This window comes from Sphingobacterium sp. UBA3519 (genome assembly GCF_002377215.1).
Classification (GTDB): Bacteria; Bacteroidota; Bacteroidia; order Sphingobacteriales; family Sphingobacteriaceae; genus Sphingobacterium; species Sphingobacterium multivorum.
The window spans coordinates 170,133-190,760 of the sequence record NZ_DFPI01000017.1; the positions used below are offsets into that span (position 1 = coordinate 170,133).

At 40.5% G+C, this 20,628-nt stretch carries 30 protein-coding genes; 23 read left to right on the top strand and 7 right to left on the bottom strand.

Translation table 11 applies throughout. The features are described 5' to 3' along the window. Positions 1-21: 21 nt before the first annotated feature. The 18 genes from B3297_RS07895 (at position 22) to B3297_RS07980 (ending at position 10,561) form a co-directional block, all read left to right on the top strand. On the top strand, positions 22-2,151 hold the full coding sequence (locus B3297_RS07895; protein WP_286778722.1) for a hypothetical protein: 2,130 nt from the start codon (positions 22-24) through the stop codon (positions 2,149-2,151). A gap of 11 nt (positions 2,152-2,162) precedes the next feature. Continuing rightward, positions 2,163-3,116 (top strand): AAA family ATPase, encoded by a 954-nt coding sequence (locus tag B3297_RS07900; protein ID WP_286778723.1) that lies wholly within the window; start codon positions 2,163-2,165, stop codon positions 3,114-3,116. Then, positions 3,116-3,754, top strand: a complete 639-nt coding sequence (locus tag B3297_RS07905; RefSeq protein ID WP_286778724.1) for a hypothetical protein — start codon at positions 3,116-3,118, stop codon at positions 3,752-3,754. The genes B3297_RS07900 and B3297_RS07905 overlap by 1 nt, the downstream gene beginning before the upstream one ends. 1 nt (position 3,755) lies before the next feature. After that, positions 3,756-4,247, top strand: a complete 492-nt coding sequence (locus tag B3297_RS07910; protein ID WP_286778725.1) for a hypothetical protein — start codon at positions 3,756-3,758, stop codon at positions 4,245-4,247. 24 nt (positions 4,248-4,271) lie between these two features. Next, entirely contained in the window at positions 4,272-4,472 is a 201-nt protein-coding gene (locus B3297_RS07915) for a hypothetical protein (protein WP_286778726.1), read from the top strand. A gap of 13 nt (positions 4,473-4,485) precedes the next feature. After that, positions 4,486-5,172: a hypothetical protein gene (locus B3297_RS07920; protein ID WP_286778727.1), complete on the top strand. Its 687-nt coding sequence runs from the start codon at positions 4,486-4,488 to the stop codon at positions 5,170-5,172. A 2-nt stretch (positions 5,173-5,174) separates the two neighbouring features. Next, complete coding sequence (locus B3297_RS07925; RefSeq protein ID WP_286778728.1) at positions 5,175-5,522, top strand: hypothetical protein; 348 nt, start codon at positions 5,175-5,177, stop codon at positions 5,520-5,522. 88 nt (positions 5,523-5,610) lie between these two features. Beyond that, a complete protein-coding gene (locus B3297_RS07930; protein ID WP_286778729.1) occupies positions 5,611-5,739 on the top strand; it encodes a hypothetical protein in 129 nt (42 codons plus the stop codon). Then, on the top strand, positions 5,736-5,867 hold the full coding sequence (locus tag B3297_RS07935; protein WP_286778730.1) for a hypothetical protein: 132 nt from the start codon (positions 5,736-5,738) through the stop codon (positions 5,865-5,867). Before B3297_RS07930 ends, B3297_RS07935 begins: the two co-directional genes overlap by 4 nt. 2 nt (positions 5,868-5,869) lie before the next feature. Then, positions 5,870-6,100 (top strand): hypothetical protein, encoded by a 231-nt coding sequence (locus B3297_RS07940; RefSeq protein WP_286778731.1) that lies wholly within the window; start codon positions 5,870-5,872, stop codon positions 6,098-6,100. Positions 6,101-6,103: 3 nt separating this feature from the next. After that, on the top strand, positions 6,104-6,496 hold the full coding sequence (locus B3297_RS07945; protein ID WP_286778732.1) for a hypothetical protein: 393 nt from the start codon (positions 6,104-6,106) through the stop codon (positions 6,494-6,496). Between the two features lie 3 nt (positions 6,497-6,499). Next, complete coding sequence (locus tag B3297_RS07950; protein WP_286778733.1) at positions 6,500-7,705, top strand: phosphoadenosine phosphosulfate reductase family protein; 1,206 nt, start codon at positions 6,500-6,502, stop codon at positions 7,703-7,705. A gap of 33 nt (positions 7,706-7,738) precedes the next feature. Further along, on the top strand, positions 7,739-8,053 hold the full coding sequence (locus B3297_RS07955) for a hypothetical protein (protein WP_286778734.1): 315 nt from the start codon (positions 7,739-7,741) through the stop codon (positions 8,051-8,053). After that, positions 8,040-8,444 (top strand): hypothetical protein, encoded by a 405-nt coding sequence (locus B3297_RS07960; protein WP_286778735.1) that lies wholly within the window; start codon positions 8,040-8,042, stop codon positions 8,442-8,444. The genes B3297_RS07955 and B3297_RS07960 overlap by 14 nt, the downstream gene beginning before the upstream one ends. Next, positions 8,444-8,824, top strand: coding sequence for an ASCH domain-containing protein (locus B3297_RS07965; RefSeq protein ID WP_286778736.1), 381 nt, complete (start codon positions 8,444-8,446; stop codon positions 8,822-8,824). Before B3297_RS07960 ends, B3297_RS07965 begins: the two co-directional genes overlap by 1 nt. Position 8,825: 1 nt before the next feature. Then, on the top strand, positions 8,826-9,293 hold the full coding sequence (locus tag B3297_RS07970; protein WP_286778737.1) for a hypothetical protein: 468 nt from the start codon (positions 8,826-8,828) through the stop codon (positions 9,291-9,293). Between the two features lie 22 nt (positions 9,294-9,315). After that, positions 9,316-9,951 carry a hypothetical protein gene (locus tag B3297_RS07975; RefSeq protein WP_286778738.1) on the top strand — a complete coding sequence of 212 codons (636 nt, stop codon included), beginning with the start codon at positions 9,316-9,318 and terminating at the stop codon, positions 9,949-9,951. Positions 9,952-10,012: 61 nt separating this feature from the next. Beyond that, complete coding sequence (locus B3297_RS07980; protein ID WP_286778739.1) at positions 10,013-10,561, top strand: DUF4468 domain-containing protein; 549 nt, start codon at positions 10,013-10,015, stop codon at positions 10,559-10,561. A 318-nt stretch (positions 10,562-10,879) separates the two neighbouring features. On the opposite strand, the gene B3297_RS07985 is transcribed toward B3297_RS07980, so the two are convergent. From B3297_RS07985 to B3297_RS08015, 7 genes are all read right to left on the bottom strand, one after another. After that, the gene (locus B3297_RS07985) at positions 10,880-11,311 is read right to left on the bottom strand and encodes a hypothetical protein (RefSeq protein ID WP_286778740.1); all 432 of its coding nucleotides are present in this window, start codon (positions 11,309-11,311) and stop codon (positions 10,880-10,882) included. 15 nt (positions 11,312-11,326) lie between these two features. Then, entirely contained in the window at positions 11,327-11,872 is a 546-nt protein-coding gene (locus tag B3297_RS07990; protein WP_286778741.1) for a phage virion morphogenesis protein, read from the bottom strand. An 87-nt stretch (positions 11,873-11,959) separates the two neighbouring features. Then, on the bottom strand, positions 11,960-13,231 hold the full coding sequence (locus tag B3297_RS07995) for a minor capsid protein (RefSeq protein WP_286778742.1): 1,272 nt from the start codon (positions 13,229-13,231) through the stop codon (positions 11,960-11,962). Between the two features lie 47 nt (positions 13,232-13,278). Continuing rightward, the gene (locus B3297_RS08000) at positions 13,279-14,496 is read right to left on the bottom strand and encodes a phage portal protein family protein (protein WP_286778743.1); all 1,218 of its coding nucleotides are present in this window, start codon (positions 14,494-14,496) and stop codon (positions 13,279-13,281) included. A 3-nt stretch (positions 14,497-14,499) separates the two neighbouring features. Then, a complete protein-coding gene (locus tag B3297_RS08005; RefSeq protein ID WP_286778744.1) occupies positions 14,500-14,970 on the bottom strand; it encodes a hypothetical protein in 471 nt (156 codons plus the stop codon). 11 nt (positions 14,971-14,981) lie between these two features. Next, positions 14,982-16,499: a hypothetical protein gene (locus tag B3297_RS08010; protein WP_286778745.1), complete on the bottom strand. Its 1,518-nt coding sequence runs from the start codon at positions 16,497-16,499 to the stop codon at positions 14,982-14,984. After that, positions 16,496-16,975: a phage terminase small subunit-related protein gene (locus B3297_RS08015; protein ID WP_286778746.1), complete on the bottom strand. Its 480-nt coding sequence runs from the start codon at positions 16,973-16,975 to the stop codon at positions 16,496-16,498. Before B3297_RS08015 ends, B3297_RS08010 begins: the two co-directional genes overlap by 4 nt. 139 nt (positions 16,976-17,114) lie before the next feature. On the opposite strand from B3297_RS08015, the gene B3297_RS08020 reads away from it, so the two are divergent. The 5 genes from B3297_RS08020 to B3297_RS08040 are packed head-to-tail and all read left to right on the top strand — an operon-like array spanning position 17,115 to position 20,622. Beyond that, positions 17,115-18,074 (top strand): HK97 family phage prohead protease, encoded by a 960-nt coding sequence (locus tag B3297_RS08020; protein ID WP_286778747.1) that lies wholly within the window; start codon positions 17,115-17,117, stop codon positions 18,072-18,074. Positions 18,075-18,115: 41 nt separating this feature from the next. Continuing rightward, the gene (locus tag B3297_RS08025; protein WP_286778748.1) at positions 18,116-19,036 is read left to right on the top strand and encodes a hypothetical protein; all 921 of its coding nucleotides are present in this window, start codon (positions 18,116-18,118) and stop codon (positions 19,034-19,036) included. Between the two features lie 10 nt (positions 19,037-19,046). Next, the gene (locus B3297_RS08030) at positions 19,047-19,556 is read left to right on the top strand and encodes a phage holin family protein (protein WP_286778749.1); all 510 of its coding nucleotides are present in this window, start codon (positions 19,047-19,049) and stop codon (positions 19,554-19,556) included. A 14-nt stretch (positions 19,557-19,570) separates the two neighbouring features. Then, positions 19,571-20,113, top strand: a complete 543-nt coding sequence (locus B3297_RS08035) for an N-acetylmuramoyl-L-alanine amidase (RefSeq protein WP_286778750.1) — start codon at positions 19,571-19,573, stop codon at positions 20,111-20,113. After that, positions 20,113-20,622 carry a hypothetical protein gene (locus B3297_RS08040; protein ID WP_286778751.1) on the top strand — a complete coding sequence of 170 codons (510 nt, stop codon included), beginning with the start codon at positions 20,113-20,115 and terminating at the stop codon, positions 20,620-20,622. The genes B3297_RS08035 and B3297_RS08040 overlap by 1 nt, the downstream gene beginning before the upstream one ends. The last annotated feature ends 6 nt before the right edge of the window (positions 20,623-20,628 follow it).

Here is a 20,628-nt window from a genome sequence, read left to right on the forward strand (position 1 = left end):
AACTAATTAATGCAATTTGATATGCAAAACGCTTATATAACCTACGAAGGTGAGATTGGAGTAAGAATTTCGTTTTTAATAAACGAAATAAAATCCCCTGTTGAGGTTGATCCTAAATCCTTAAGAATATGTACTTACGAAGCGTTAAAGAAACGTGCAGCACGTACGCCAGCTTTAAAACTTCGTGAGGGCAAAGGTCTAGGCAATGAAGCATTGTATTCGTTCAAGAATTTGCCCTACGATTGGCAAATCATGTGTCGTGATAAGTTTGGAGATCCTGAAAAGGTACTGAGCGAAACTGCTATACTAGAAAAGGTTTACCAGAGGGACTGGAAAGCATCTGAGTTTTACAACCAGTTTCGTAAACCTAACGGCGAGGCTCTTCCAAAAGAACTCATTGAAACATATACTGCTAATGCTTCTACACTGAATGCAGTTATCGCAGGTCTATCCATGCGTAGGTCTTACAGAAAAGCCTTAGGAGGATCTGTTTCTAGTTTGATGGATAGTATTAAGTCTGATGTGGAGATAATGCGTGAGAAGAACGGACACACGTTAAAATTGCCATCATTACAACGTACATTGACCAAGTACAAAAAGGACGGTTACGCTGCTTTGATTAGTGGCAAGGTTGGAAATACCAGTGCAGCAAAGGTTGTTGATGCCAATCAACTTTCAGTGCTGCAAGAATTACTGAAAAAACATAACAAGTACGACAACGTACAAATTGCTACTGTTTACAATGAAGTGGCTAAAACGCTTGGTTGGAAGAGTATCTCAGACTCGACTGTAGCAAACTACCGTAAGGAGTTCGACCTCTACATCTACGCTGGTAATTCAGGAGTAACCAACCTACGCAACAATAGATCTATGCAGCATAAACGCCGTGCTCCAAACGTACCAATGGTATATTGGACGATTGATGGCTGGGACGTTGAGTTGTTCTACCAGAGGACGGCAAAAGATAAGGACGGTAAGAACGTTACCACATACCACCATAGGCCAACCGTTGTTGTTGTTTTAGATCCTTGCTTAAAATATCCTGTAGGCTATGCTATTGGTACACATGAAACCCCTGAACTAATCAAGGAAGCCCTTAGAAATGCAGCAAACCACACGAGGGATCTCTTTGGTAAAAGATACAAATCGTTGCAGATCCAAAGTGACCACTATGGTAAAGGAACCTTAGTTCCGATCTATGAGGCAATGACCTCACATTATACTCCAGCCAGAGTGAAGAATGCTAAAGCAAAAGTTGTAGAGCCATATTTCAAAGAATTAAACAAGGATCTACAATTGATATCTCCAAATTGGTCAGGCTTCGGGATCACGTCGCGCAAGGAAAACCAACCCAACGCAGATTACTTGAACAAGATCCGTCATTCATTCCCAGATTTCGCTGGTGTTTGCAGACAGGTTGAGCAGCTTATTGCTGTAAAGCGCATGGCAATTGTTGAAGAATATGTAAAACGCTGGCACATGATGGCTGACGCAGATCATGTTGAACTTACCGACGAAGAATATCTATATCTATTCGGTGAAACTACTGGTTACACAAATAGGCTCGAAGCATCTGGCGTAAACGCTACCATTCTCGGTCAAAAATATTCGTTTGATACATTCGATCTATCCTTCAGAGAGAACAAGTTTGTTGATTGGTGTGTCAAGTTTGATCCTGAGGATCTGAGTCAAGTTCTTGTCGTAAATGCTAAATCAAAAGATGGTCGTTTGGAAGAGGAGATCGGCACAGTCCGATTTATGCTGGAGCAAAAATATGTTCAGCCAATGGCTCTATATGATCGTGCTGAGGGTGATGCTGCTGCTAAGGCTAAGGTAGATCAATTTAATCAGATGCTCGAAGAAAAGATCATTGAACGTAATGCTGAAACCTATCGTAATGTCGAGCAGCTTTTCAACGAAACTCCAGAATTAGATAGTACACTATCCAAAATTGTACTTGTCGATTCCCGTGGTCAGCATAAGGATCAGCGTAACACTGAAAGACAAAAGCAAATTCAGCAAGGTGTCGATAAAATTACCATCAAAGAGCAAAAACGTCAAGCTAGAATTGAAGAAGAGAGGACGATTGCCGACCGGAAAGCCTATCTGGAGAGTAAGTCGAACCTTGACGAAGTATGGAATAATATATAATACCTAAAGACATGGAAAACACTTTAAAAGCACAAATAGTAGACGCATTAGCGTCATATATGGAAGCTCATAAACTTACACAGTCGCAGGTCGCTAAAAGTACAGAAATAAATGCAGCATACTTGACTGCCATACGTAAGCATAAATATTTTATGCACGTCGGTGGTAAGAATGTCGATATCGCAGATAAGTATTTTCACCGTATTGCAAAGTATGTAGGTTTTGAAGTTGATAAACAATATTGGGAACGTCGCAAAACACCCCAAATGAACGAGCTGTACACTGAGATCATTTTGGCGAAAGATAATGGCGAACCGATCGTCTACGTCAATGAGACTGGAGCTGGAAAAACCTATACGCTGGACTTTATCCAGACGCTACATCCAGAAGATTTCTTCGTAATCAAAGCAAGCGAAAGCGATCACATGCGTGATATCATTGATAAGATCTGTGAGGTGCTTGGTATCGAAAAAAGAACTAGATCCACATCTGGGCGTTTGCGCGAAATATCTCGTGAGCTTAGAAAGCTTCGTGAAAGAGGCTTTAAACCATCTTTAATTTTTGATGAAGCGGAATATTTCAAGTTCAAAACCCTTTGCATGTTCAAAGAACTATATGACCACTTAAATGGGCTGGTTTCATTGGGCTTAGTTGGTACAGATCAGCTGGTCGAAAATATCGAAACGATGGTCATGAAAAATTTGCCCGGCATGCCTCAATTCTACCGTCGTGTAAAGTTCAAGATCCGTCGTGGTATTCGCATAGATCGTCGCTACGAGATCTTTCTACAGGACAAAACTCCAGAAATTCAAAAGTGGCTACGTCAGAATTGCGATAACTATGGCGAATTGTCCGATGTGGTTACAACTGTATGGCGCGAGGCCGACAAGTTAAATCAACAGGTCTCTGTAGAGTTTATCGAAACGGTTCTGGGAATTACTGGTAAACGTTTAAGCGTACGATAATGGGAAGAGCTTGGACTGTCGACAATGTGATGGGCACAAGCCACCCCCAATATCCCTTTAAAGGCGCATGGTATCAAGCTTTTAAACAACCATCAAAAACCGGTACATGGTTCATTTATGCAAACTCAACGAATGGCAAAACAACGTTCGTACTTCAACTAATAAAAGAGCTTGCCCAATATGATAAGGTGCTGTATGATTCGCTAGAGGAAGGAAACAGCGATACGATGCGAGAAGCATTTTATCGTGTTGGAATGAATAGCGTAGCCGGACAGGTCGTGGTTGTAAAAGAAGATTTCCAAACACTTAGGGCAAGGCTCAGGAGACGGAAAAGTCCGCGTGTGGTGGTGATAGATAGTATTCAATATTTCAGAAGGTTCACCTTCGATAAATATCTGGAACTAGAAAGGGAATTTCCTGACAAACTGTTTGTGGTAATTAGTCAAGCGAAGGGCAAAGAACCAAAGGGACAAGTGGCTGACGATATAAGATATCACGCAAATCTTAAAATATGGGTCGAAGGGTATGTAGCATTTTCACAAGGTCGTTATATCGGGCCAAAAGGCTTCTGGGTGATATACGAGGAAGGTGCTAGAAAATACCACGGAGATGATTTACTAAACTATAAAGTTGCTTAAAATGAAATCAACATCAAATACAATAGAAAAAACGACGATGGTCTCTACAGCCAAGGGCAGGGCACTCGGGGTGCAAACAAAAGTCTGTCAATACCTCGGATGGGACGCAAAGCAATATTGTGAGCATCAATCTGAGCAATATGAAGAGTTTTTAGAATTCATGTTCAAAGGGTTTCCCGAGATCATGATGAATGAAGTCCGATACTCTTCAATAATGGCTGGATTCTGGAAAAACGAGTGGATCATCCGCAATGAACGTGACTTCCTTCCATTGGCAGACGAAGAAATGGAGACCAAAATGGAAATCACAAAAGAAGGCAAGCTGTTGGTTAAAGAGCCTGATCTGATAAGTAAGTCTATCGTCCTAAACGAATACTTGTATTTCAATTCAGGATTGACTTTGGTCGATGACGATTACTTCATGGCTTCGTATAACGAAACTTTAAAGCTGATTAGAAATGAATCAAGACGAGCGCAAACTGCCGGAGCTTAATGAGTTATAAAATATATCAAAGCTATGGAACCAAAATTTAAGATAAACTATGCCGTGACTTTATTCAACGGGAAACTTGTCTCCGGATATATGAATGTTTCAGGGGATTCAAAACTAACTAGGAAAAGAGTAGAAAATATGGCAATTGATAGTGTGGTTGAAAGTGTCAGCACTGACCACACATCTGGGATTCAAAAAGTAGTAATAACAATTGACAAAATTTAATAAAACCACAAAAATGGAAAATACAACACAACAAACACAGGTAACTCCAGTCGTAGATCTTAACAACATCAGTGCAGATCAATTGGCAATTCTTAAGGCGCAGATCCTCGCTGAAGAGAAAGCAAAAGCTGAAGAGAAAAAGCAAAATCGAATTGCTTACAAGGATATGGTAGAAGAGACTGTAAACAGTTTCGCGCCAGAGCTTGCTGCATTCGGTAAATCTCAGTCTGATATGGTCAACAAAGCATTTGAAATGTTCAAGCATGCTCTTGATCTGAAAAAAGATCTTTACGGATTTAAGGACGATCAAGCGAGCCATACCTTCACAACAGAAAATGCTTCGATCACTATCGGATATAACGAAATCATTCAATTTGATGGCACCCAAAGTGCTGGGGTTGGCCTGATCCGTGAGTTTATCTCTGGACTTGCTGCCGACGACGAAAATAGAGGCGTGCTGGCAGATCTTCTGGAGACATTCATGAAGCCCAACAAAAAGGGAGAGCTTAACCCTACACGCGTTGCAGAGCTTATCGCTAAAAAAGATAAGATCAAAGACGAAAAGTTTCACGAGGGCGTGGATATCATCGTCGCTGCGCAATTTAAATCACGCACATCGACCTTTGTCAAAGGTTGGTTCAAAGAGCGCGGAGAGGATGGTCAGGAGTCACGTGCAGAGTTTACAATTTCAACTAAATAATCATGGAACAATTAGCAAGCGTTGCAATGACACCCTATGTAATAGGCGCTATCATGGTGTTAATCTTCATTGTATTGAGTACAAAAAAACTATTTGCTCCAGCTCCAGAGCTTGCACAGTTCAAAGAGCCTGATCCGGCTAAGCTCTATACACCAGAACGAACTGGAAATTTCAAGTTTGTTGAAGAAAACCCCGAAAAATATGTCTTGTACGCGGAGTATGAAAGATGGGAAGTTGAGGACATGGTTTCTTTTGGTTTTAAAAAGGTCTATTGGGTACGCGCTAATACAGAAGATCTGAATTACTACTACGACCAACAATTTTTGGCGAGACATGGGAGAATTAAGTGACATAGTCCTTTTCTTTTCGATAGAACAAAAAAAGGAGTTTCTGGAAAGGCACGGTTACACGATCGAGCGAATCCACATAGAAAAGTCAATGAGCATTTATCAGAACGTTTTCCAAGACGTCATAAGTGCTCAGGACGTAGCGGTGAAAGATGGTGTGCAGACCGAACTGCACGCCACTTTTGAAAAAGAGTTAAAACAAGCAATCTTAAAATTATGAGAATAGGTGTTAAAAATTATTGGACTGTAAAGGGAGCGTTTGTGCTTCCTTTACTTGCGCTGACGATAGCGTCGGCAAAAAGCGAAGTGTGTATCGGAGGTATTGGATTTGTATTCTGGAAGGCATAATAATGGCAAATCAAAATGTGTATCAAGTTAAGATCCGTGTTAAGAACACAGATGAACGTGTAAAAATGAGCCCACCATTTTTGGAAGGCGTTGTGTTTGCTAAAACTCCCAAAGCTGCTGAAGAAAAAGCTATAAAAAATGTTAGGGAACAATTTATGGGAGCTGGCAGAGACGATCTCACTTTTGAGAAGTTCAAAGTTAAGAAACTACCTAATCACTTTGTTTTTGCTTAAGATATGCCACGTAATTATGCGCAATTCTTTGCGATCTGCAAGGCAGTGGACAAAGATAAAAACGAGGTAGTTCTGGAGTTCACAGACGGTCGAACCGATCGTCTGTCTGATCTGAGTGATGGCGAATGGAAAGAGCTTGAACTTACTGTCCGCAAATGGCAGAAACCACGAAAACCAAATATCGTTATTCCTGGGGATCTCCAGCGAAAAAAGTTGATCGCCATCGCCGGCAAAATGAATTGGGGAAATGACATACTGGAGATCGTAGGGAGGTTGAATCAGTGGTGCCAAACCAACTACCACAAAGAGTTAAACGAACTCGATGTCGACACTCTAAACAAAGCTGTTTGGGTGATGGAAAACAAGGTTTATTCACAGTATTTAAAAAGCATTTAAAAGATGGAAAAACAGCAATTAAATTTCTTTAGTGCAATGAGGAGCACCTTACAGGAGCAGCAGGAAATGACGATCCAGTCAATGAATGCTTATGGCGCAAAATACAAACATTGGGTTTTTGCTTGGTCAGGTGGAAAAGACAGTTCTGCGACTTTGACTTTTATTTTGTATCTAATCGAATCTAAACAAATTGAACCTCCTAAAGAAATCACTGTTTGCTTAGCCGATACACATCTGGAGCTATTACCTCTCTGGTTTTCGGCGATGCAGATAATTGCTAAATTAAAATCGAAAGGTATTCATGTTAGAATTGTGGAACCTGATCTTGATAATAGATTTTTCGTGTATATGCTTGGCCGTGGTGTTCCTCCACCATCAAATACATTTAGATGGTGTACACCTAAGTTGAAGATCGGCCCAATGATGGATGCGCTGCAAGATATTTATGATAAATCTGGTGAAAAATTTCTGTTAATAACTGGTGTCCGTCAGGGTGAATCAGCTCAAAGGGATGGCCGTATAGCTATGTCTTGCGGAAAAGATGGTGCAGAATGTGGGCAAGGATGGTATCAACTAACAGCACCAGATGATATCTGTGATAAGTTAGCGCCATTGCTTCATTGGAGAGTGTGTTCTGTATGGGATTGGTTAAAAGTATTTGCGCCAATGCCTCAATATGGTGGATGGCCTACGGCTGCAATTGCGGACAGTTATGGCGGAGATCAAGCAGAAGAAAAGAATGCTCGTACTGGATGTGTGGGCTGTAATCTGGCTAGTAAAGACACATCTTTGATTCTTACTATCAAAAATGCCTATTGGAAATACCTAAATCCGCTGATGAGATTAAGAGGAATTTATACAGAATTGAAGAAGCCTCGTACAAGATTAAGGAAAACAGAGCCACAATTGAAGAAAGATGGGACATTACAAAAAAATCAGAACAGGATGGGGCCACTTACATTTGAATCAAGGCTTTGGGCTTTAGATGAAATTCTAAATATCCAAAATGAAATAAATGAAGTCGCTAAAAGAGAAAATAAGCCAACAATGACCCTAATAAATAGTGAAGAGGAATCAAGAATACGCGAACTTATTGCATTGGAAACATGGCCACAGGGTTGGAATGGAGACGAAAAGCGTGCAGATGAACCATTTTTACAAAGGTTTTCAAATGGCAGTATACAGTCTGATTTATTTTATACTAACTAACAGGAGTTTAAAACACAATTAAATTTTATTTAAATGAAACAAGGAGATTTATTTAAAACCAAAAAATTCAACTCGGAATTTGTGCCTTATCCGATGTCGAGATTTGAAGATGGTCACATATCAATTACTGAAGGTGAGCAAAGAACACCCATTTGCATGCTTCCGCTGCCTGTAGGTGGTCATAAGTCTGGAGTAGAAAGACAGAAAGCAAACGCAGAAATGATCCGGCGATTGCCTGATTTTTTAGATTTGATAGTTGACGTGTTCGTCGCAAAACAAATCACTGAAGCTGATTTAAACAAGTTTAAAAAGAAAATTAAAAAGTTATTAACCTATGGAAAAGTATAATGAATTACTGAAAGAAACGATCGTCAACAGTATTGTTGATCCAGCACAAAAAATAATCTTTGACTTTGATGTCTCTTTATCTCCTTGGTTGGCAGTTGAAGCTCTAAACTATGAAGAACGTTGTTCACTTGGAGAGGTTATTGGTTTTAATCCAAAATGGGTTGACGAGGATTTTAATCCAAAAGGTTTGCGCGTTTGTTGTTTTACGGGTGAATTTTGGCAGTCCGCGAAATGGTGCAGTTATCATGATGAATACGAACCAAGACCACGCGATCATGAAGATGAAACGGCGGACGAATTTGCACCCGTGTTTATATGCCAGATGCCAAATTTAAAACCTGAGTTTGACAAGTTGATCGAGGTTTATCTTAAAGAACAAAAGGAATCGTAATGAAAGCAATATCAATTAAACAACCGTGGGCAACCTTGATTGCTTTAAATATTAAACCAATAGAAAATCGTAGTTGGAAGACGAATTTTAGAGGTAAAGTTTTAATTCATGCAAGTGGGAAATCAGCTGGAGATATTCGAAATATCTTAACTGAAGAGCAAGAAATGGCATTACCAGCTTTGGCATTCCTTTCAGATAATTATCCAATGTCAGCAATAATTGGAGAAGTTACTATAGTTGACTGTGTCCAGAATCATCCAAGTGTATGGGCAGAGAAAGGTTGCTGGAATTGGGTGCTTGAAGATCCTGTATTTTATCCAGAACCGATGAATAATATAAAAGGAAAATTGAGTTTCTGGGACTTTGAAAAACCTGTTTAAAATGACTTTAAAAGAAGAAATCAAATGGCTTGATTCTTACATAAAGAAGATGGTCAAAGCTGGATCGGAGGTTGTTGTCCTTCGATCCATCCAGACAAGGCTCAAGCGTATGGACAGAAAAGAACAACCTAGCCCATACCATAACGCAGCGATGGCATATTACTTTGAGTGGCTCAGGCTTAAAGGACTTCCAGAAATTCGGAACGCTAGTCAAGGTCAGGCATTGAAAGAGATCCTGAAGCAGCTGAAGGAGGCCAGCATCCAAAAAACAGATGAATCGGCTTTTGACAGCTTCAAAGCAATTCTAAACCATTGGAATAGGTTAAATGAGTCATTACAGAAAAACAAATCGCTCGGATTTATCAATAAAAATTTGTTGGAGATAATAGATAAGATCAAGAATGGAAGCACAAAACAACAAGCTCGAAATATGGAAGCCGACTCGTTTGATGCAGAACTTAAGGACTGATCCAGCCACAACAATGGCAAAGATGGCAAAGTATACACCTACACAGGTCGACCGTAAGTTCGAAGCATACAGAGCAGCAGCAGATCAGCTGGATGACTTAAAAAGATCTGAGCGTTTCTTTGAAAAAGAATACACTGGTGAAGATAAAGAGAAGCATCTGTCAGAGGTTAAGAAGATGATCGGGCAAATGGAAGAACTTATCGGCGGACTTTCGGCACCAAAATCAATCGGTATACTATCACGTGAAAACTCTGAGTATTCGGAAAAGGTACTTGCACTGATGATTAATGACCTTAGAAAGTACTTTATCCTTGATCGGATGATAACAAAAGAGGGAATACTTTCACTGGTACCCATGATTATAGCCACTTATCCACAATTAACTTTTGAAGAAATAGCAGTATGTTTCTGCAACGCAAAAAAAGGCTTTTACGGAGAGGATTTTCAGCGAATGGATGGAAGTACCATAATGAAGTGGTTAAAGCAATACGTCGAAGAAAAGCAGGTCAGAATAGCCAATAACCAATACAGCAAGGAGGTGCAATACAAGGCCGGAAAAGCTGTGGGACGATCAGAAAAAGGAGAAAGCTTGGAAGTATTTTTAAACAAAGCTACAGGAGCCGCTCTGATTATTAAGGCAAGTGAAAATAAAAAGTGATATATTTGAAGCAATGTAGTGTTGGGCTACATTGCTTTTTTTATTGACCAAATTTTATGTTATGCAAAGAATTTTTTATTCGATTTTAATATTATTCAGTTTCACTTCTCTATTTGCTCAAAAGCAAGTTGAACGAGTTACTATGCCTACCAAGGATGACAAAGTTTTCTATGAGCAAATTGTTGACGTTAAAAATCCCACAAATAAAGATGAACTCTTTTTAAGAGCTTCCAAATGGATTGCTAATAAGTTCCTCGATAGCAAAGAAGCTATAAAGTTTTCCGACAAAGAAAGCGGTAAAATTGTCGGAAAAGGATTGTTTACTATTATTTACAATAAATTTGGGAAATCAGATGATTATGTCTCTTTTGATTTCGAAATCACAGTTAAAGATAGTAAATACAGAATTCAGATTTATGGAATAGAGACTAAAGGAATTGATTCTGATTACCCTTTTAGGGGGATTGAGTTTTCATATTTCAGACAACTCAAAGAAGATAAGTTTTCATATCGAAACAGTTATGTCCAAACTTGTCGGGAGATTGATAAAAAGATCGTTTCATTAATGGATGATCTCAAAACTGAAATGAATGTTGATGATGATTTCTAGATATTACCAATAAATTTAAAAAGCCTCTAAAGTAAGTTTAGAGGCTTTTTTGTTTTATAATATTTTATTATTTTTGCATTAACGGAATATAATTCTGTTTTATACTTAAATATGGCCTACAATCGGAATAATTATCTTAAACAAGTTCAGTACATCATGGAGGTGTATAAGAATGTTAAAGAGCATGACGTTCCTGATACCCGAATTGTAGCTAACATCTTTCCAAAGCACAATATTTTCATTTCTTACTCTACTTGGAAAAATATCAAAGGGATGAGACCAAGTGAATACAATTCAAAGCAATTAATGCTTTTCTAGCTATTCAATAACTTTCGTGCTATACATATAAACCAGCGTTTTGATCTTATCTGGCCGATTTGGGTCACGTGTGGATATCCTATCCAGTGGTGTCCTGATCACATCAACATCCATTGCGCCTTGAATTCTCTGATGAACTTCTTCTGCAATATCGTAAACCTCCAGAGATTTGGCCAATGTTTCATCGTTCGTAATATTGCTGGTATCATCCATGAAGTCGAATACAACAGTAGCGGTAATAACAGCATTGCACTGTTGTGACTTTCCAGTTAACTTGGTTGTACTCGGGTATTCGACTTTTAATAATACTGCTGGAAAGTCAATTTCTGGACGGGTATCATAATTGTTTAATTGCCCTTTTTCAAGATCTATCCATCTGATTGAAGTCAATGGGCTGATCAGCGATCGTAAGTAAAGGAATAAGTTTTTCATGTGTTTAAAGCTATTTTAAAATTTGTTTAATTTTTCAAGTACTACCTCTTTAATGGTATCTTCAAGATGTCTTTTAAGTTTTGGGTGATTGCCTAAGAACTTACGCATAGGCATACTATAAGAGTACGCTTTGTAAGTCTGTCCTTTTCCAGCTGTAGTCCCCTTCCGAAATGCTCCCATACCGCCAAACATCTCACCTTTCTTTCCCGTCTTGTAGCGGTTCCGTATGAATGTCTCTGAGCGTGCAGATCTATTGATCACACCGCCTTCATTGTGCACCTCAGCATAAGGAACATCAGACCCAACAGAAACAAGACCAGGCATCGACTGAATTATCCTTGGACTCCGTTGTAATGTACCCGTCTTTACCAAGAGTTTACGCTTGTTCTTTTTGTCTTTTCGAGCTGGCCACTTTTCACCAAAAAAGGACTCTGTCCTGAAATTATCCTGAGCAGAATTGACAACCTCGGTTCCCACGATATCTGGGAGGATTCTTTTTACTTCTTCGACTCTTCTGGTGAAGTCAGCAAAAAAAGCATCTATATTTTGTTGATTACTCATTTGTTAGTATATTTGCAATACGGAGATCGTCAGCAGTGGAGGTCACCGTGCCCCAAAAGCACTAATGAAAATTAGTGCTTTTGGCTTTTATGGCCTGTTGTAAACGACTTCAGTATCATTAAATCTGAAAATGATAGTCTTTAGATCTTTATGATCCCTCCATCGGCCATTTACCAATCTGTCAAGAATCAGCCTATCAATTTCCTCACTTAACGTTATAATGATATGGTTAGCCTGCTTAGAGCCTGCCCCGATAGCATGCTTGATGTTATTCACGTTGTGGGATTTGGTTGAAAATTCTTCTTCCCACAATATTTTATCAATACGCAAATCGGCTGACTTTCCTTCCTTGGCATCAGGGAAAATAATTGCTCTCTGAGCTTTGTAAGTATCCGGGTCAAGCGTAGGCATGATATCAACAATTGTTTTGTCCTTCGTTGCCTTGGCTTTGGCGATCTGCAACAGCCGACTATAATCACTGGCTTTGGTATCCACCAGATAATGCTGCCTGATAATACCTTTAAGCTCATCTGTCTCATCAAGAATATTGAACTGCATGGCATAGGGAAAATGTTGTCTGGCATCTTTCAGCACTGCTACTGGTGTACCCGTAAAGTAGGCATGATCTTCGGGAAAAGCCAGTCCTCTTTCGCCCAGATTGACTTTAAAAATATTTGGTATCTCAGGTCTTAAAATATCATCATCTGAGGTCACTTCTCCTTTTCTAAGCTGCTTTACCGTACTTCTACAGTTATAATGATTTGGCGGATAAAACTGTTGCCATAAGCTATCATCTACAGGCCGTATCACACCATCCAGAGACCGACACAAAGCAGTTGTGTGCTCATCTTCAACAGCAATGAATTGCAATAACGGATAGGTTGATTTCATCCGCTGAATCTCTACCCATTTGCTCGCCATCTGAGCCCCAGCTACAGCGGTCTGATATTCAGTTTTTAGGTGTCGCAATTGTTCGCCAGAAATCAAGGCAGCCTGTATCCTGAACTCGTCAAATGTCCGAAGTTTTCCATCTGGAGCAACCAGGGCATCAGACATCTGTTTCAGTTGTGTATAGGTCTTTGCAGTAGAAAACTGCCAAACATTGTTTTTAAGTGAGTGTATTTTCTTCTGATCCTCCATAGAAAAGTCGGCCTCTATTTTTGGATATCCTTTGTCTACTGCTTTACTTAACTGGCTTCCATAAGCTTTTACAAGCTCCGGATCATAACCTTTTTCAATAGCTTTCTTTTCCCATATTTCTCTAGTCAGCTTTTCGAGGTATTGGCCGAAATCGCTGGTTCCTACTGCTGCTAGATCAATATGCTCAGAATGATGCTCACAGCAATAGTACTTGTCCACAGCTTGAAGGGGCAGCCCTCCCAGATCAGAGCTCTGATCTGAGGGGCTTAGTCGAAAAAATTAGCAGGCAGCTCTGCTTTTAGTTTCCGATTGTTCTGGCTGTTTTGTTCGTCAGCATTCAATACTTTCTTGTCTTTTACTTCAATTCCAAACTTGTCATATATCCATGCAGGGTCAATATCATAATATTGAAGGAGTTTAATGACCATCTCCATCAGTTTATTAATGTCCTCTGCTTTTTCAAATTTGAATAATGATCCTTCCTGCAATATTCCGTGTCTGACCAATGCTGGGATAATGCGAGTATTGTACATGGTCTGTACATCACGCATGTCTGCCTGCACCTTAAGCCAGAGCATTTCCTGAGCGGATTGATCTTTATTATTGCTTCCATATTTAGTATCCTGACCTATGATCGCACCAGAAACCAATAGACTCATTTCATTGTTGCATACGGTCATCAAGTTGCGATATACATCACCGTTTGTATTCACACCCTGAGCAAACTGCAATTCTTCTGTCTCGTCGATGATAAAGTAGGCAGCAGCTCCCATGTCCTTCATCATCTGGTCAGCCCTATTCAACATGGCAGGATCCTGTGTGTTTGTTTTCATCCATCGGGGAGGTATTCCATAGATTTCGCACAGCTCCGACCAGCATGATTGAGCAAATCTTTTGAAAAGCACATGGACAATCGCTTTCACCAATAACCCCAGATATTCTTTTCCAAGGTTCATTTTATTGAATTCGAAGATCCAGTTGCCAAATTCTTTGAGCTCCCTATAATTGATCGCCTCGGTCTGATTATGGTAGTCAGGTAGCCAGATGCCTTTTTGGGGTATCGCATTCATTCTGGGAAGATCCGTAGCGAACAATTGGCCGTCAGTGCTGTAGTTCAGTTCAGTTAACGAATAACCATAATACAAGCTATCCAGTATAGTTTCGATAAAAATAGGCGTTGTTTCCGATGTCTGCACCCAGAGAGATCCTTTCGGATCAACTTTGCCATCTGGCAGATAAATGCTATAATTTGATGAAAATACCTGTTCTTTCCGATTGCCTACCTGTGAAGTTAGGTGTGCATCATCCATTATATTGTTCAATAATGATTGAAGAGCCCAATTATTCGGGTTTTCGGCATTCAATGCCAAAGCTTTTGCTCTCTTTAAATCTGAAATATCTTTTCTTGCCTGACTGACACTTTTTAATTTATGAGGGAGAACCCTAACTGGAGTCCTTGTTCCTATTTTACTGTTTGTCGCCATTGATTATTCGTGATTAAATTTTTTGCGTGATCCAGAACGAAATGGTAATGTTGTCCCAGCTGGCGTTCCATCGGGATTGGTTGGTTCTTTTATTGTTGGAAGTGTTGAGTCATTGGCCTCCCCCGTAGCGAGGTCTTTCAAATATTCTATCGAGAACTGGTAACGGGACTCAATTACGGCATAATCAACTCCAGCATTGTTTCGTATGATCAGCCTCCAGAGAGCGACAACTTTTGTTATATCCAACAGAAGTTCATGTCTATCCTCACCAGTAGCATTGAAGATTGCATCGACATCATAACGGAGCCTACCATCCAGCCACGCTTTTTTGTTATTTGGTGTCAGTCTGCTCTTAACCTCCGTGATTGCAGCATTTATATATTTAGCGATGATCATATCATCTTCGTCAGAAATACGGCTTAGTTTTTCAGTTCTGATTGCCGTTTTAAGTTCTTCTTTTGTTAAAAAAGCCATAAGTATATTGTTTAATATTTACGTGATGGGCGTGCTCCAAATGAATAGCCTGCGCCACTGGTAGTCTGAGTCCGTCTATTGAGCAAGAAGATTCCCCCTTCCAATGCATCGGGCGCATCGTCATTAATTCGGGAGCCCCTTTCAAACATGAGCAGTTGCTCAACTAGTATTTTCACCCCGTGTGAATCCTTTTCTTTCTCATTGATAATGATCAAGCCCCTTTCGAATAATGGCTGCATGGCCTCTATACGGGAAAATTTATCTGGCTTCTTACGTGCGTCGCCTCGAATGGGAATATGAAAAGCAAGCTCTTGCCCAACTCTTTTGAATTCGTCCAGAATAAGGTCTTGTAAAAAATTTGACTCCATGTAATACATTACGGGAACTCTGCCAGCAACAAATTCATTGATATCATAATGCCATTGCACCATCATGGAAGCTGAGGTCTGGTCTGCATAAGCCTTAATCAGGTGGTACTCTCCGTTTGGAGCTTTTCCCAGTAGCATGGTTGCCTTGTAATCCGATGTACTGCTATCTTTGAAGGATGGATCGGTATAACATATAAGCTGCTTGTAAAACTTTAGATCAAGCATTTTTCCATATCGTATATGTTTTTCCAAAAAGATGGTTCCCTCATTAATTGGATTGTTCATATATTCTTTTTGGAAACGACGTTCTCCCATGAAGTCACGCATGGACTGTATCTCATCGAGGCTATAATTATCTGGCCATGATGAATTACCGTTTTTATCCATAATATTAACCGTCATCACCTCGACCCCTTTTGACTTTTCAAAACGTGAAAGGACGGAATCTTTACCGATCTGATTGCCTACCATAATAAAGCGACCCCGTCCACCTTCCATCGTACCAAACAATGCGGTAAGGCACCAGTCGAATATTTTACCGATACGCTTGCTATTGTTGATGATCTCATCATCATCAATATCATCTATGATGATGTAGTCTGGCCTTTTCGACCGATCCTTTAGACCACGTGGCGACTGGCCACGTCCCAGTGCGACGAACATGCAGCCATCCAGTGTTCTGAACTTGCCTTCTGTCCAGTCTCCGTTTTTCACCTGTTCCCCAAAATCTTTCTTATACTTTTCATTATACTGGAGTTCGGCCTGTAGGTCTGAGAGCAGACCTATAGCAGATTCCTGAGACTTGGAGACAAGAACCATGACGTTGATTTCCCGGGGTTCCTGAATCTTAAGCCACATTGGCATAAATACCGTGAAGTGCGTTGATTTGGCACAGCCCCGAAACCATTTGAACAGTGCTCGCAACAAAGGTTTTTTCAGGACTTTATTTGCTCCAGCAGTCTGAAATTTAGCGTTTTTGGATCGTGCGATATGGGGGAAATACTCCCTCACAAAAAAGTCGTAGTCCCACCTTGCCCTTTTCTTCCTTGCAGCTGCTACCGCTGGATTGTCCTCGTTAAGGAATGTATGCGCCATTACCCATGCAATCCTATCCTGCCATCTAGATAGTAACTCTTTGGTGACTGCCTTTAGCTTTTTCATGGTCTGCCTCCTGCTAATCTGATCTGCACATAATTGTCCTGCATCCTTACCACGGTCTTGATGAAATCTTCTGGTAACGATTCATTGATCCGTTCCCTGATCAGGTAGTCCTGAAACTCCATAAAAGTGAGGATGTCATTGTCAACCGTGTTTTCTGACTGTAGCGATTTAAGCTGGGACACCGCTTTGGCAAATGAGTCTGCACTAAAATCATCGGAGTCCAACAGTTCATTGATCCTCATCAGGGCTTTATTGATAAGCTCATCCATTGATATCGTTTTTGCAGCACGCTTGGCCTCCCAATTGCCAGCTGTTTTCCAGTTGGTGATTGTTTTCTCGGTGACGTGAAGCCTTGATGCGATATCTTTTTGTGGAGTTCTCTTCATAAACAGGAAATAGGCATGTTCCTGCTTGCCTGCCATGTCTTTGTTTTTCGTAGTGCTGCCCCTTGCTTTGGTTGTTGTCTGTTTTGCCATAATTTCTTCTTTATGGCTCAAAAATCCCTTGAAAATCCCTGTTTTTGAATTAGTTGGCCAGACCTTGACCAACTATTTAAAAAGGGTGCCAATGTTCAATTCCTTTGTGTCAACAAAACGGAAATAAGACTTTACAACTATGGCAAAAACCTTTGTACTGAATGACGAAAAGCAGACCAACTCTTATGGCTTTCGTATCATGAATTCTGGAATCAATCTAGACCGATTTAAATCGAATCCTGTGATGCTATCCAACCATTGGAACAATACGGACAATGTAATCGGAAGATGGGAAAATGTACGCATTGAGGGAAGCCAGTTATTGGCCGATGCCGTATTCGACGAAAATGATGAAGACGCAAAGAAAATTGCCTCAAAAGTTGAAGGGGGATTTTTGAAGGGGTGCTCTATGGGTATTCGTTTCAGTTATGAATACATGGAGGAAAAGCCAGATGGGACTTACTGGCTGATGCAGTCAGAACTGTTTGAGGTTTCAATTGTCGCCGTTCCATCCAATGCCAATGCTGTAAAGTTATATTCTATCACTGGGGAGCTTATCGACGATGAGCAGATCACCCTTTCTCTCCAGTCAATCAAGCATTCTATAAACGAAAATTCAAATAGTACTATGTCAAAATTATTATTAAGTGCAGTCACTGTGGCCACGTTGATGGGCTTCGGGCTGAAAGATGCGGAATCCCCGTCTGATGTTGATAATGCAGTAGCGAAATTGAAAGCTGAACTCGACTCGGAAAAAACTGCTCATGGACTTGAAAAAACTGCCCGTGAAGCTCTTGAATCGAAAATTAAGGATCAGGAGACAGCGCAATTAAATGCCCTGTTGGATCAAGCGGTAATTGATGGCCAGATCTTAGGTGATCAAAAGTCAAACTTTGCAGCCCTTGGCTTCGATGGGGCTAAGAAGATTATTTCGGGTCTGCCCAAAAAAGTCAATTTGAGCGGAAATGTAACCAATCATGGCAGCTCTGACGGAGTAGAACCAAAAACAAGGGACGAATTTGAAAAGATGTCCTTTGAAGCAAAATTAGCGTTCAAAGACTCAAATCCTGAGGGATACAAAAAGCTGTTCGCTCAATAATCAGGTCATATTAACAGAATATCTTATTTAAAAACAATAACATGAGTTTAACTAATTTCCCCGAAATGTGGGAGTCACGAGTCGAAGAAAGATTAACCCAAGCGGATGTTGCACCGTGGTTAGACGGAATCAGTGAAATTGATGCTGACGTTACAACACTCGGTGCAGGTGCTGCAACGGAAAAAAACATCATTTACATTCCTACAACGGATTTTGCTCCTGATGTGTTGATCAATAATACTACGTACCCATTGAATGTGGTCGAGTACGAAGACGGAACTGTGCAGATCACATTGGACAAATATACCCCTGAGGTTGTGTCATTAACTGATGATCAGGTGATGGGTGCGTCTTATCCAAAGATTGATGCAGCGACGAACACAACTGTAAAAGCCATCAATGAAAAGAAGTTTTCAAAGGCAATCCATTCAATTGCTCCAGCGTCAAATAAAGCAGCTACTCCGGTTATCCTCACCACTGGTGATGCATTCGGAGATCACAAAAGACTGACCTACGATGATCTGGTAAATTTGAAGAATTTACTTGATACCCAAGGAGTGCCAGTTGCTGATCGCAGAATGGTGCTGTGTACGGATCACTGGAACGATCTCTTAGTTGACCGCAAGAACTTTGGTAATCTTTTGGTCGATTACAAAGAAGGTCAGCCAGCACCTAAAATTGCAGGCTTTCAATTGTATCAATATATTGATAACCCATATTTCACTGTTTCGACCAAAACAAAGCTTCCTTATGGAGCTGTTGCAGCTGCAACTGAGCGTCGGGCATCTGTTGCTTACTGGACTCCAAACATCGCAAAGAAAACAGGTATCACAAAGCAATATTTCTGTGCTGCTGCGATCAACCCCCGTACTCAGGCAAACGAGCTGGGATACCGTCATTACTTTGTTGCTACACGCAAACAAGAGAAAGCGGTCGGTGCAATTGTCAGTGACGTAGCCTAATCGCAGAGATATGAGCCATATTGAAAAACTGCTAAGAACGTTTGAATTTGAGAACTTGTCGGATCTGACCAGTTCTCTGTTCCCTTCCGTGAAGTATTCACTTACAGCTGTGGCTGTATCATTCAGTGCTTTTTCTGTGATGACTTATAAAGTTGTTGGACTGGATGTTCTTGCCTCTATAGCTTTTGTCTGCATAATGATTCTGGAAGTATTGACGGGGATGCTTGCGAGCAAGAAAATGAAAGTTAATACAAGCTCGGTCAAGTTGAGCCGATTTTCTTTAAAGATGGCCTGTTACCTGGTCGTGCTTTTCGTGAGCAACTCATTTGCTGAGAGCTTCAAGGTTAAAGGATCGAATGTTGGTTTCTGGTTTTTCGACTGGCTCCATATCTATCTGGCGATACACATCGCAACAGAAAATATCATCAGCATTATTGAAAACTGGGCGATCATCGAAGGAAAGGACAAGACCTACTGGATTGTGAAAATTCAGGATAAAGTCAATAATCTATTTAAGTAAGAAAGGACTAAATAATGGCAAACAATGTTGCATACTCAAGTGCAGGTCATCACCTAAAGGATTCCGGTGCTATTGGCGTAAATGGTCGACAAGAAAATAAAGAGACCATTTTTTTTCGTGAACTGGTCAATGCCGAATTACTCAGAAGAGGAAGAACGGTAGTGCAAGATAATGACTGGGAAACGCTTGGGCAATATCTCGGCCGAATAAATCCGACAGATAAAGATGTTGTGGTGGAACCACATTTTAACGCCTTCAACGGCAAAGCTACAGGTGTAGAGGTACTGATCGCTGATAATGCTAATGAGCGTTCAAAAGCGATGGCGAAGGAAATTGTGGACGGTTTTGCAAAGATCATGGGTATTTCTAACCGAGGTGTGAAAACGGAAACACAATCGGCGCGCGGTCGTTTGGGATTAATGCGCAAGAAAGGAGCTGTAGCACTGGTGGAGATATGTTTTATCGATAATGCTGCGGATATGGATGCTTATGACCGTAATAAGGTCAATCTAGCGTGTTTATTGGCTACAATTATTACTAAATACGATCTCAATTAATGAAAAAGATAGGTTTGATAATGTTGGCGTGTTTCGCCCTGTGGAGCTGCAAAAGCCGTAAAAGTCAAGTTCATAAGAGTGCCTATGATAGCATCTCTTCAAATCTTGAATTGAATAACATTGAGGTCAAGGCTGGCCTCTACAGGGTGACAAATACGTCAGGTTCCTTGGATAGTACATGGTCAATAGGAATGCGGTTCGAAAACTTCTCAGGTACTATCTATAGTGACGGTAAAGTAGAAGGTCGGGCAGATCAGGCAGAGATCAGAGGCCAAGTAGTGAAAAAAAAGCAGACAGATCAAACCACCAGTGAGGTCGATACGACAAAGTCTGTCACAAATAATACTTCCCGATCAGACCTATCTGTGAGTAAAAAGGAAGACCACCGCCAAAATGAGGTGAAGGGTAAACAAGTCCCTTGGTATGTCTGGCTAATTGGAATAGTTGGAATGCTCGCTCTTGGATATTTTGTAGTATCCAAGGTAAAATCAAAATTAAAAATCATTTAAACATCA

Coding starts and splice junctions, on each gene's coding strand:
- B3297_RS07945 (WP_286778732.1), top strand. CDS start 6,104: ATGCCACGTAATTATGCGCAATTCTTTGCGATCTGCAAGGCAGTGGAC.
- B3297_RS07980 (WP_286778739.1), top strand. CDS start 10,013: ATGCAAAGAATTTTTTATTCGATTTTAATATTATTCAGTTTCACTTCT.
- B3297_RS07985 (WP_286778740.1), bottom strand. CDS start 11,311: ATGAAAAACTTATTCCTTTACTTACGATCGCTGATCAGCCCATTGACT.
- B3297_RS07915 (WP_286778726.1), top strand. CDS start 4,272: ATGGAACCAAAATTTAAGATAAACTATGCCGTGACTTTATTCAACGGG.
- B3297_RS07975 (WP_286778738.1), top strand. CDS start 9,316: ATGGCAAAGTATACACCTACACAGGTCGACCGTAAGTTCGAAGCATAC.
- B3297_RS08040 (WP_286778751.1), top strand. CDS start 20,113: ATGAAAAAGATAGGTTTGATAATGTTGGCGTGTTTCGCCCTGTGGAGC.
- B3297_RS07935 (WP_286778730.1), top strand. CDS start 5,736: ATGAGAATAGGTGTTAAAAATTATTGGACTGTAAAGGGAGCGTTTGTG.
- B3297_RS08000 (WP_286778743.1), bottom strand. CDS start 14,496: ATGGCGACAAACAGTAAAATAGGAACAAGGACTCCAGTTAGGGTTCTC.
- B3297_RS08020 (WP_286778747.1), top strand. CDS start 17,115: ATGGCAAAAACCTTTGTACTGAATGACGAAAAGCAGACCAACTCTTAT.
- B3297_RS07930 (WP_286778729.1), top strand. CDS start 5,611: ATGAGCATTTATCAGAACGTTTTCCAAGACGTCATAAGTGCTCAGGAC.
- B3297_RS07965 (WP_286778736.1), top strand. CDS start 8,444: ATGAAAGCAATATCAATTAAACAACCGTGGGCAACCTTGATTGCTTTA.
- B3297_RS07950 (WP_286778733.1), top strand. CDS start 6,500: ATGGAAAAACAGCAATTAAATTTCTTTAGTGCAATGAGGAGCACCTTA.
- B3297_RS07990 (WP_286778741.1), bottom strand. CDS start 11,872: ATGAGTAATCAACAAAATATAGATGCTTTTTTTGCTGACTTCACCAGA.
- B3297_RS07940 (WP_286778731.1), top strand. CDS start 5,870: ATGGCAAATCAAAATGTGTATCAAGTTAAGATCCGTGTTAAGAACACA.
- B3297_RS07895 (WP_286778722.1), top strand. CDS start 22: ATGCAAAACGCTTATATAACCTACGAAGGTGAGATTGGAGTAAGAATT.
- B3297_RS08025 (WP_286778748.1), top strand. CDS start 18,116: ATGAGTTTAACTAATTTCCCCGAAATGTGGGAGTCACGAGTCGAAGAA.
- B3297_RS07960 (WP_286778735.1), top strand. CDS start 8,040: ATGGAAAAGTATAATGAATTACTGAAAGAAACGATCGTCAACAGTATT.
- B3297_RS08035 (WP_286778750.1), top strand. CDS start 19,571: ATGGCAAACAATGTTGCATACTCAAGTGCAGGTCATCACCTAAAGGAT.
- B3297_RS07920 (WP_286778727.1), top strand. CDS start 4,486: ATGGAAAATACAACACAACAAACACAGGTAACTCCAGTCGTAGATCTT.
- B3297_RS07955 (WP_286778734.1), top strand. CDS start 7,739: ATGAAACAAGGAGATTTATTTAAAACCAAAAAATTCAACTCGGAATTT.
- B3297_RS08010 (WP_286778745.1), bottom strand. CDS start 16,499: ATGAAAAAGCTAAAGGCAGTCACCAAAGAGTTACTATCTAGATGGCAG.
- B3297_RS07910 (WP_286778725.1), top strand. CDS start 3,756: ATGAAATCAACATCAAATACAATAGAAAAAACGACGATGGTCTCTACA.
- B3297_RS07900 (WP_286778723.1), top strand. CDS start 2,163: ATGGAAAACACTTTAAAAGCACAAATAGTAGACGCATTAGCGTCATAT.
- B3297_RS07970 (WP_286778737.1), top strand. CDS start 8,826: ATGACTTTAAAAGAAGAAATCAAATGGCTTGATTCTTACATAAAGAAG.
- B3297_RS07905 (WP_286778724.1), top strand. CDS start 3,116: ATGGGAAGAGCTTGGACTGTCGACAATGTGATGGGCACAAGCCACCCC.
- B3297_RS08030 (WP_286778749.1), top strand. CDS start 19,047: ATGAGCCATATTGAAAAACTGCTAAGAACGTTTGAATTTGAGAACTTG.
- B3297_RS08005 (WP_286778744.1), bottom strand. CDS start 14,970: ATGGCTTTTTTAACAAAAGAAGAACTTAAAACGGCAATCAGAACTGAA.
- B3297_RS08015 (WP_286778746.1), bottom strand. CDS start 16,975: ATGGCAAAACAGACAACAACCAAAGCAAGGGGCAGCACTACGAAAAAC.
- B3297_RS07925 (WP_286778728.1), top strand. CDS start 5,175: ATGGAACAATTAGCAAGCGTTGCAATGACACCCTATGTAATAGGCGCT.